6 protein-coding genes are annotated in these 11,793 nt (G+C 34.1%); 2 read left to right on the top strand and 4 right to left on the bottom strand.

Translation table 11 applies throughout. The features are described 5' to 3' along the window. The 4 genes from Xkoz_RS21505 to Xkoz_RS01355 all read right to left on the bottom strand — a co-directional run. The coding region (locus Xkoz_RS21505; RefSeq protein ID WP_208615189.1) for a hypothetical protein at positions 1-231 on the bottom strand (231 nt) is incomplete at its 3' end. A 340-nt stretch (positions 232-571) separates the two neighbouring features. Next, the gene (locus Xkoz_RS01365) at positions 572-2,083 is read right to left on the bottom strand and encodes a hypothetical protein (RefSeq protein WP_099140410.1); all 1,512 of its coding nucleotides are present in this window, start codon (positions 2,081-2,083) and stop codon (positions 572-574) included. Positions 2,084-2,159: 76 nt separating this feature from the next. Further along, on the bottom strand, positions 2,160-3,737 hold the full coding sequence (locus tag Xkoz_RS01360; protein ID WP_099140409.1) for a hypothetical protein: 1,578 nt from the start codon (positions 3,735-3,737) through the stop codon (positions 2,160-2,162). Between the two features lie 281 nt (positions 3,738-4,018). After that, entirely contained in the window at positions 4,019-7,807 is a 3,789-nt protein-coding gene (locus tag Xkoz_RS01355) for an inverse autotransporter beta domain-containing protein (protein ID WP_167386533.1), read from the bottom strand. 863 nt (positions 7,808-8,670) lie between these two features. On the opposite strand from Xkoz_RS01355, the gene Xkoz_RS01345 reads away from it, so the two are divergent. Further along, positions 8,671-10,023, top strand: a complete 1,353-nt coding sequence (locus Xkoz_RS01345; protein ID WP_099140406.1) for a hypothetical protein — start codon at positions 8,671-8,673, stop codon at positions 10,021-10,023. A gap of 10 nt (positions 10,024-10,033) precedes the next feature. Continuing rightward, a complete protein-coding gene (locus Xkoz_RS01340; RefSeq protein ID WP_099140405.1) occupies positions 10,034-11,626 on the top strand; it encodes an Ig-like domain-containing protein in 1,593 nt (530 codons plus the stop codon). Positions 11,627-11,793 lie beyond the last annotated feature (167 nt).

The following is an 11,793-nucleotide window of genomic DNA, read 5'->3' as shown; positions in this document are numbered from 1 at the left end:
GGTGGCGAACGTGGTTTTCTGTGCGCTGGCCACGTCTTTAATTGCACAGGCGAGAGGATCTGAAGGTGTCATATGTTGTTTGACCAGCATCGGGTATCGGCGGTTAAGCCGGGCATCAAACCCGGCGAGAGTAAAATTAAGAGCATGCTGAAAGGTAATAACATAAATTTCAATAAATGTGTAGATACCTATGCGCAGCGGGGAGATATAAGCACTTCCATTGGTTTGCAAACTGCAACTTGAAGTTGGATTGGTATATACCGGTATTGTGAAATGTTCACTGTTTAATTGGGCGTTTGCAAAGATATCACATTCTTTGCTCAGTAAAGCGTGAAGCTGAAATAGTTTGCAGCCTTGGCATCATGAAGAAATGGTCAAATCAGACAACTCGCTCCAGCTCAATAAGATACCGATCCAAACTTCAAATTGCAGCTTGCAAGCCAATGTGATTATTTATATCTCCCCGTATAGCGGGGAGATATAAGACACATCTTGAAAGACGACGGGTATATATGATTTAGCAAAACAATAAAGAGCTATTTAATTTATTTTCAAGGAAAAATTATTTCCATTATAAAAAAGTAACAATATGTCCTGACCAAATACCGCCATACGTCACCCCCCTATCATTATCATTACCAATTTGATAATCAAAGAAGATCTCTCCATCATGATATGGAAATGCAAGATTATCATTCAATAAATTGAATGGTATATCAAAAGTCAGCGTTGCTGTTTTTCCACCTATTTTATCTGGTTGATACGGCATGATCCCTTTAAATGGCTGCTTTGTCGTTCTATTACTTGAATTAATATATAAAGTTAAAATAACTTCCGAACCAAATCTTACTTTAGTGCTATCACTGTTATCATTAGTTCCCGTTATTCTGACAAATAACCCTGCATCATTGGGATTATTGATATGATTGGATATCACTTGATTATTGATACCACCATCCTGTTCTATAAGCACATCAGAGCTAGAATAAACCTTACAAGATTCATATATTCTATCAACATCTGTCCACGGCTTATTTGGTCTTCCTCGATAAGTGACGTCTGTGGGGCTGGATTCAGCCAATATAGTTCCACTTGGTTTAATTACGAGATAAGATAATCGTGATAATTCGTTTTTCTGAAAAAAAACATAAGGCAACTTCATTAAACATGGATTACGATGTTCATCGTCATCAATAATTCTAGTATAGTATTTGCATTCTTTGTTAACAAAAAACAACACAAAATCACCAATTTCATATTCATTGCACGGTGATATATCTACCCAGCATTTACTTTCTCCTTCAGATTTGAAATTACCGTCAATAGCAGTAATTATTTCCGGAGGCTTTTGATAATCTTTAACATTATCAACAATGATAAAAATAGGATTTTGAGAAAAAACAAAATCGGTTGAATTTGGTATGATAGAAGACAATTGAATGATTAATGACAATGATTTTTTAGGTACAACATAAAATTCCACTATTCCTTTTTCGTCTGAATTCACAAAGATCCCGGAATATTGACCAAACTTCTGAATATTTATCTCTGTATTTTTATCATCAACGTAAATATACCTTTCATCTAAATCATTAATAACATTGTTCTTGATAAATACAGGTACTCCTGATAACGTACTTCCATTGTTATCTCTTATAACTGTGTTAACTTTCGTTGATATAGATCCTACTTGGGAATCATCAAATGTGATTGGCATCGGCAAAAAAACATCCTCAACCTTCAGCTCCAATGAGCTTGAATCAATTGTTCTTGCTGTATATTTCAGAGTTTTCGGTTGAATACCACTTAATGATGTTTTTACACTAAAAGAAATTTTTTCATTTTCCGATACTGTATTAGATACAGTGAGAGTGATTATTGCTATGGCCTTTTTTTTATTATTATTATCCAATGTTAAAGCAATAGCATTAGACGGTACAGTAATATCTTTATTATTATAAAATGTGATGGTAGAATTATCATCAATATCTTTATCAGATAATACTGTCACAGTAAATAAAAAACTTTGCCCTATTATCAAATTACTATTATCAGGCAAAGAAAATCTCATTGCATTAGACATTTTTATATTCCTTTTTATTAGTGTAAAAAATATTAATGGCGCTACCAACCAGCAGCGCTCATTTATTTTTTGTCAATTAATGATTACCTGGAGATGGAGTGGTTTGAATATTTGCACTCCAACTAATACCATATTTAAAATCTATATCTTGATAAAACTGATAGTCAAAAGTGATATCACCAACTTCTGTTACATCAACTATATCTTCATAAGGAATATGAAAATAAATAGAATCTTTATTACCTGGATCACCTATTTCTGTTAAATTAATCTGTTGGGTATAATGTTTTACAAAATTTCTATTTTGTGAATTTATATACATATTCAAAGTAATATCTGTTATATTTAATGGTACAGGTATTATTTTTTCTTTAGGGTCATGAGTATTAGATCGTACGATCTCAACAAACAATCCGTTATATTTATATCCGGGATATTTCATTATTGCAGCATAATTAACATAATTACCATAACCAGATGGTATAATATGTTCAGAATCAACACCAAGACTAGTATGAACAATACAGGGTTCATACTCTCTTTTAGCATCCGGATCCGGTTCATAAGGAACTCCCCCAACATAATTCAATGGTAATGGTAACGAATATAACGCGTCTCCACCCTCTTTAATTACAGTATAGGAAAATTCAGAGAGTACATCTCGTTCAAATATAGTATAAGGAAGTCTTATACTAGGTTGATCTAACTGTTTTTTTTCATCCTCGATAGTCACGGAGTAGCCAGTATAATTACCATTAACAAAAAATAAAACCACATCACCAATTGCTACGTTATCGTAACTGCTCACAGTAGTTAGAAAATATGCTAATCCTTGATTGGCAAATAGATCTCCCATAGAAAACCCAGCAATATCTGGAGTGCCAATAGAATCCATATAACCTGGATTAATATAATTAGCCACATAAAGTATTTTTTTAGCGCGGATATCAGCAACATCATTCAGAATAACAAGTTGTAACACAAGTGAGGTTACCTCTGACACTTTTGGATAGAGATAAAACTTTACCAATCCATGCTGATCTGAAGAAATGGATATTCCTTCATTAGGTCCTATTTTCTCAGGAAGAATTTCTTGTTTATTATTAGCATCTTTGAACTGAAAATCATTCATTTTATGATGAACAGATGATGTAACAAAAATAGGAGTACCTACCAATATTTTCCCTGATATACTTTTCAAAGTTGTATGTATTGCTGTAAAGTTATCTTTCTCCGATGGTTTATCATCACCCGTAACAACTGTTTTCAAATAAGGCTTTTCAATAAAAAGTGCCAGTGAATTTAAATCAATTTCATTGACAGTACCCTTAAAAGGTACAGGATTAAAATCAGCCACATCCGTATGTACTTCAAATGTAAAAGGAGAACCATCTTTTACAGGACTACCACTGACTTCCGTAAGCACGGTAAACCCCAATTGCGCAGAAGCGATGCGGCTTCCCTGTTCATAAATAAGTGAAATAGTCTCTTTATCAAACTTTATGTTATTACTGGCATTTTTTATGATTACATTTTTCAGTTGGAGAATAGATTTATCCGAACTTAATGTGGCAACAAAACTAACATACTGACCAACGACTAAATCTGCGTTAGGTTGAATTGAAACTTCAATTTTATTTTTATTACCTACCATTTTATCACCTCATGATTTAATTAATGCTAGTTATAGTTAATGTCTTCTTTAATTAGAATCAATCCATCACCTTAACAATTGTTAAAGTAAATAAAATTAACTCTAGAAAATAGTAATTCAACATTATTATTACCTCCTTAAAAGAAGACGAGCTTCCGTGTTCTTAGAGTAAACATATAAAAACGAAAAAAACCAATGACAAAAAGTTATCATGTGATAACTTTTTGTCATTGGTATCTATTAAACAACCTTTTTACCTGATCTGTTTCATTCCTTGTGAGTTAGTTTCTAATAGCTATGTAACATAAAACAATCCCCTCTGAATATTGATCAAATGTATTACTTTTAAAATCATAAACCCTGAATGGATCTTTAATAGAAGGGTCGGTGTTTTTCACTATAATAGTGAATTTATTTTTATCTATTCCAGGTACGTCTTTAAATACCCCCCAGTTATATAAATTACCAAATTCATTATACAGAGTATAACTATTACCTTTATCTGAAACTTCCTTATCTGAAAATAAATCTTGGAATTCTATATCAATAATTGATTCAGACTTATAGTCACAGCTAATATTATCAGTTACGTTGTTATATCCTCCTGTCCCACTGCTAGGGTCAGCGTATGCCCCTTTGGCGAGAGTTATTTTATATTTATACAGTTGAATTTCGCCGTTTTTCTTTGTTATTGTCGCGTTTATTGTGCCATAACCCGTCGCTTGAAATTGTATGGGGCCGTGCCCTTCTTCACCAAAGGCTAACATTTCGTCCCCATATAATGAATTAAAATCAGTCAGTGTATAAATAACTTCATCCTTGTCGAAGGGACCAGACTTTTTGGATGCCCTCAACTCCCCCCGTAAAGTCGTAAAAAAAGTATGGGGATAATTCTCATTATCAAAGTACTTATTTTCACTTGTTTCAGTGTTATAAACATATAACACCGCCGGTTGCGGAACAGGGTTAAATACGACGTGTTGATCTGCATCATGCTTCACATCATCAGTACCATCTGGTTCAGTCATTTTTAATGTTACCGTGACCTTTTCAACACCAACAAAGCTTTTTAATGTTGCATATAAATAGCCATTCCCGTCTGTTTTAAATTTATCCTTCTTGTTTGTGGGATCTGTCGGTGAATAGGCTTCAGGTTGAGGAAATTTGGATTCTCCTATTTTGTCATGGTCGTGCGTCCACTGCACACCATTAAACGTATAATGAGCAAGAGGCTCTACCGTCCCTTTTTTGACAATCAATGCCCTGTAATGATATTTATCTGTGCCATTACCTTGTAATGGCTTGTTTTCATCAAAATCTATTACTTCAACACGGGAAATGTCGAATTCCGGCGGAGGTTCAATAAAATTCATCATATCTGAGCATGTTGGCAAAGCGGGGTTTCTGCCATCAATATCAATGCATGCTTTCACCTGCTGTGCCTTATTGCTAACGACATTCGCTTTCAGGGTGCCATCATTAGGGTTCACTGACTGTGCTGTTGATGGGGATAAAGTTGCATCTGCCGCATCTGTACCATCCTGGTTTTGAGGTCCAAGCCATCGGAACGTAATACCTTGCCCTTTATATACTGTTTTATTTTTTTCACGCCATACAGTTGCCGTAAGATCATATTTTTTTTGCCCACCAATAGTGACATCATGATCCGTAGGTTTCCTTTCTATAGTCATTTCTGGCCAAGTAAAATTAATTTTTTCTTTTGATTCGCCTTTGCCGGATTGGCCTTCAACAGAAGCTATAACGACAATATTTGAAGCCGCAATAGGACTGGTCAATGTTGCTGTCACTTTTCCTTGACCATCGGTTGTTTCTGAAAGGGGTATGGGTTTAAGGTTAGCATCATCTTTAACCGACCAATGCACTTTCTTACCGGTTACGTCTTTACCCGTCACATCGACAACTGTTGCTGTACAAGTGTAGGTTTCAGTGATTAATACAGGGCTTTCGCCATCAGCCTTACAGGTTAAATCAATCTTGTTAAGATCGGCGAGAAAAGAAACGGCTTCTGCTGAAGCAGACTCTTTGTTTTCAATAGAAAGCGTAACCACAACGTCATTTAACGGAATTTTACTGCTTAATGTTGCCGTTAATTTTCCTTTATCCGTTTTAACCGTGCCTGTTGGACCCTCGACAGCAATATCCTTTATTTCCTTACCCGATAAATTTTTACCGACGGCACTCCATTTCACATTATCAACGTTGTCGGCCACCACACCGCCATCAGTGATGATTTCTGCTGTATAAGTATATTTTTGTGTCCCATCAGCCAACAATGCTTTTTTGGGGTCAGGGGTCACACTCAGTTTATCGTCTTTTATTTTGTAGTGAGGCTTATTCTGGCTAAATGTCACTGAGTCTATTTTTTGCCGTGGGGCACCGTCTAATTGTATATAGACATCGACTTTGTCATGCGGTTTTTCACTGACTAAAATGTTAGGCATTAATTGCCCTTTTGCATCAGTTAATTCACCCTTGTCATTCGTTTGGGCAGGCTCATTATTCCAGATAACCGTTAAGCCAGAGTCAGTGCCTAAAGCCGGCTCAGTTGTCCAGGAAACGTTATCGATTCTGGCATTTTTAACAAATTTCCCCGATGGGGAACCTTCATAAGTAATAATGGGCGCGTTAAATGTATACCCATTTTCTTTTTTGCCGGTTGCTATCGGTGATTCAGGTGGAGTGATATTTATTTTTCCCTCTATTATAAAAGGTAAAACTTTCATAGGAACCTGAATCGGTTTTTCTTTTTTTCGACCGTCTATGATATATTCTAATAATATGTCAAGCAGGTAATCATTTTTATGTGTTTCTTGATAGCTGGGGAGAGTAATAACAATATTCTTACCGGTATCAGCAGAAAGTTTACCCTTATTATGTAGAAATGCTTCATCTGCAACAATCCAGCGAATGTTTTTAATATTAATATCATCAGGGAGTGGGATATTCACGGGGATCTCTTGGTGACCATATCCAACAATAGGCTCTAGCGCGATCAATATTTCTCGTTCTCTTTTTAAATGATCCAAAATAATATGATTATTTCTTTCCACCAAATCGTAACGGCTACCTGCCAATGTCCGCATGGAAGCTACGTTAGCGGGTGAAAATTGGGTACTAAAGGGAATACCAAATTTAAAATTTAAGTTTGCCAAAAACTGTGTTTCTGTATGACCACTTTCTCCTTGTTTATAGTTCACACCCAGGGTGAATAGTGGGATCGGGGTATATGTCAGGCCTAACTTAGCCAGATTGGGGTTTTTCTGTTTGGTATCACGGTCAAATAAAACAACATTATCACCAAAATATTGCTCATATGTCAGCTTCATTCCCAGATTAGGGTAAGCAGGCAAGAAAAACTCCCCATTAATGTCATAACCGTTGGCTGAGCGTTCATAATAATCCTGAAAGTTTCGTGATTGTTGCCAGTCACTTAAACGATAATAGGTATTAGCAGAAAATTTAATATAGTCACCCCAAATTTCTCCCCCTAGCCCCAAACGTTGGTTTTTCCCAGTAACATCATGATCATAAAAAGTATTTAATCCATACATCCAGTTCTGATAAAAATAGCGGCCACCTAAACCCAAATTAATGGTATTCCGGCTATCTTTGTTACGATAACCGAATTGGGAAAAGAACAGCCAATCGGCTTTGTTATCATAAAGTGGTAATAATATGTCGAGTGAATTATCTTTCAATGCCCATTTTCTATCTAGCCCGAAGTTAATTCTGACAGTACCAAACGCTGATAACCATTTTTGAGTTTCTGAGGATAAGGTACTGTTGACTTTACCCAAAGCATAGGATTTTGCTTGTTCCGCAAGTTCTGAAGGGGAAGAAGATAAAATATGATTGACTGCTTGGACATTGCTGATAATGGTATGGGGAGGGATAAGTTTCGAGGTATCAGTCGTTTTTTGTAAATGAATAGGCAAATTATTGTCCGTTTTTCCATTAGTTTCCGCTAAAGCATTAATTACTGTTGAAGGCATAAATAATGTGTAGAAAACAATAAACAAGTTAATCATTTTTCTAGCATATGATGACATATATAAGCGCCTCAAAAATTTCATCTCAGATGATCTTTTTACTTAACTATTAACCTATTAAACATCCCCTATCTATAACTTTAGTTAAGAAAATTAAAATTGTCATCATTCAAAATGGTTATCACATGACCTGCAGGGCATGCTAAGGCTATTCCTTGACTCAATTGAAATATCGTCTGCGTAATTGAAATCAGGGAAATTATTCAGAGACACTCTATACCCGAAGAAAACAAATTTCATGCGGGGTCATTCGCTTTGATGATAACCGTACTACACTTATTATTATACGAAATCATTGATAACAAAAAGCTATCAGTTGATAATATTTTATCATTGGTTTTTGGGTTTCACTCTGTTTATTCTAAAACAACATCAGAAGCTCAGTTTTTTAGTGAAAATGACACTGAATGACTATTTCATTGAGTTGATGACGTTAATATTTAAAATAATCAACGCAACAACCTTACTTAATTATAACAGTTATCAACTATAACCAATTTCAATTTAGGCATGAGATTATAATATGTCAAATAATAACTATAAAATGGAAGCTTCAATTCTGCACAACGCAGACTTAAGCATTGTTCAATATATTATTTTTGTTATCACATTAAATTTTAACAAGCCGATTATTTCACTGAAAAAAGTAACAAAAAGAAATTATATGTATTATATAAAGTTTAATTTGGTTACCATTTCATCTATTTGTGGTAATAATGGACTTACACAACATTATTATATCTGCATTATCAGAATGAAAAATCATTTCCCTTAAAATAATTAAATTCATTTAATAAATCAACCTATTATTAAATTTTATTATTTTATATATATTTTTTAAAAAATTCTTAAAAAGGTTTTTTATGAAAAAAAATAATATCTTATTAGCCCCTAAATTCCCCCAAAAAAACTCAGGGGGAATAATTAACATTCCCGATGTTATAGCAACGAAAACCAAATACATAATAATGCAAGTGAACAAATATGATGGTGTGGAAATAAAGGATAAAATAGAAGGAGAAATTTATGTAAAAAATGATACAAACACTAAAATTAAAAGTGTTCCTTATTATATAACACCAAATAAACTAGAACAAGATTTTTATCTCTTATTGTTCCATGTTTATGATATAAAAACATCTGGTTTATATGAAGCGAAATATACAGTAAAAGATTTGATTGGCAATCACATTGATTCACCAACATCAAACATCACTATAATTGGAGTGGAATACATGAATAACGCTGATAATGAAGTCATTTTCCTTGATGCTAAAAAATCCATATTAAGTTTGCGCACCATAAACCTTAAAGAAGGCGTTAGGCTTCGTGCTAAATTTAAAAATCTTGTGCTTTATGATAATATAGTTATAACAGCTAAATTTTTAGGTGAAGATAGTGTAGAGTTAATAACATTGATTTCTGATAATATCAACTTAGATTCAGATGCAATAAATAATGGTTATAAGGATTATATAACCAAAACAGATAAAGTTAATTTTTTAGACGTGAAATATATTATTGCATCTTTCACTGTAGTTAATAAGACAATAAATCAAAATTTTACACAAGTTTCTATTTTAAATGATTTAGATAATGTCAACATTAAAGTGCAAACAACCAAAAACATAGGCAGTAGTCTGAGTGAATATCCTGACATAAGACCTTATTTAACCGCAGTAATATATACTGGTTCAAATAACAATATAATAACTGCTCAATTGACAAATGCTAAATTCATTGATGGTACTTCTAATACAATAATAGATAAGATCGATGAAAATGGTGTAGGCTATTTTCATATTTATAGTGATAATGTTACTAAAAATAGCGTATTAATTCTTAACTATGCAGATCCAGTCGTTGCCTATAAAGTTCCTTTGGATTTTGGAAACTGGATGTCTTCTTCAAGAGAAGAACTCTCTTATACCTATAGTTCTTATGGTGTCGCTGATGGTAAGTGTCAGTGTATTCTTCTTATTAAACTTCTCACAGAGAATATTACTGGTATTTACGTGGGTTTCGATTCACCTGATATTAAAATTAATAATTGGAGTAATACATTAGAAATAGTTAACCCTGATATTAACAAGATATTAGTTTATGAGTTGACATCCACGAAAACAGTTCGTTCAAGTTTTACTATTAATGTTAGCGGTATTTCTATGGATCAAATTAAAAATACTATTGTTTTTGTCGACCCACTTGTACTTTGAGTAAAATAATATGAATATTTCAATAAAATTTTTTCAATCTTATAAACTCTACCAAGGAAGGTCTGCTACTGATATTCAGCTTTTAGTTCATGAAGAATTGATTGAATTGGCTGAATTAGACCTCATTCTTGAATGCTCATTAGGTAGCTTTATCGTTAATGGTCAGGATACAGGCCAAAATCACCTTTCTTGTTCTACAGATGGTGCAGGTGAGGTTTCTGTCTCGATCGTAGGATCAGAAATAGGCGGTGATGGCCAGTTAACTGTTTCCCTCAGGGAAAATAATAAGCAAATTGGTATACAACCCTACCATTTCAACGCTATCGCACATTATACGCTTAACTTTAATGTGATTAATGACTATGCAATGGCTGATGGTGTACAAAGCAATAAAGTCACTGCGACACTTACCGGAACCGGTTCAGAGGTAAATCTCACCAAACGTAAGCTGGATTTAAGTGTTACAGGTTCTGCTTCTTTTGAACAAAATCACTTAACCCAGACCACCTCCATAGAGACTGATGCAACAGGAAATGGGAGTTTTGAGCTTTATAACACCAATAAAGGTGGTGAAACGGTCACACTCACAGGTGTTTTGGATGTCAGCAAAACCGCTCATGCCATCGAACAAGTCCATTTTCAGCCTAATCTAGATTGTGAGGTTTCGCCTCCCGCTAATGGAATATATATTAGAACTATTTTTACTTATTCCATTAATAATCAACAATATCTTTTGCGCCAGCGTCAATGTGATCATTTAGTGACTGTACATAAACTGACAGCCGGCGGACACCAGGGAGTTCAAACTTCCACTGGGCAGAAATGGGTCAATTTTTATGATTTAATGTTTCCTTTCGTGCTTGGGGAAGAACAATATATTTTTGGGTTAGCCAAGAATTTTATTAATACGTCAAAGAATACGTATAATTCCTATTGGATAATTGCAAAATTAGATGAGAAAGGACACAAAGAAATTATAGATCATGGTTATTGGGATAGCGATTATGATGTCGGATTTGCCTATAAAACGGATAAAGGACAATTTATTTATCTCCATAGTCAAGATAAAAATGACAAAGGTAAATTCCCTTATCTTATACGAGAAATACTGCCAAATGGAAAAATGGGAACAATAATAGAACAAAGCTGTTGGGATCAGTTTTATGGGGCTACCTTCTTCTTCTCAATAAAAGGGAAATATTATATATACATCCATTCGGACTCATTTTATTTTATTTCTACTTATTCTGCTTTTACTTATGAATTAAATGTGGATGGAAAGATAGGTAACTTGGACGGTACCTCGCATCTGAGAGGTTATTACTACCCAACGTTTCCATATTCTATTGGAGACACTCATTATTACGTAGGACAGAACCTCTACGATTATTCTTGTTTTTTCAGTTACCTAGGTGATAAAAACATTCATGGGAATGAGAGTCAAGAACTATTTGATAGGAGTTATCAATACATGGTTCCATTTTCCATTGATGGACATCAATATTTTTTACGGCAAGATAAAAGTAAAGACTATTGGTATATTACAGAGATTCTTGCCGATGCTCTGATGGGAAATAATACCGATAGCAGTGCCAATCATTAATTTTTATTAATGTATATGATTTATTCAAAAAGTAGAGCAGTGATGGAAAACATGCTTAACCATGATAATTGACTATCTTTTTTGGAAATTTCACTCACTTAGGCAAACCCACGACATTTTACCTATAAATACAGGCCCTGAATTCAGGGCCTTAACTATAAAATCAC

It is taken from the genome of Xenorhabdus kozodoii, assembly GCF_002632875.1.
In the GTDB taxonomy this organism is placed as follows: Bacteria; Pseudomonadota; Gammaproteobacteria; order Enterobacterales; family Enterobacteriaceae; genus Xenorhabdus; species Xenorhabdus kozodoii.
The sequence above is the reverse complement of the archived record's forward strand: the minus strand, read 5'-3'. Positions and strand labels throughout refer to the sequence as shown.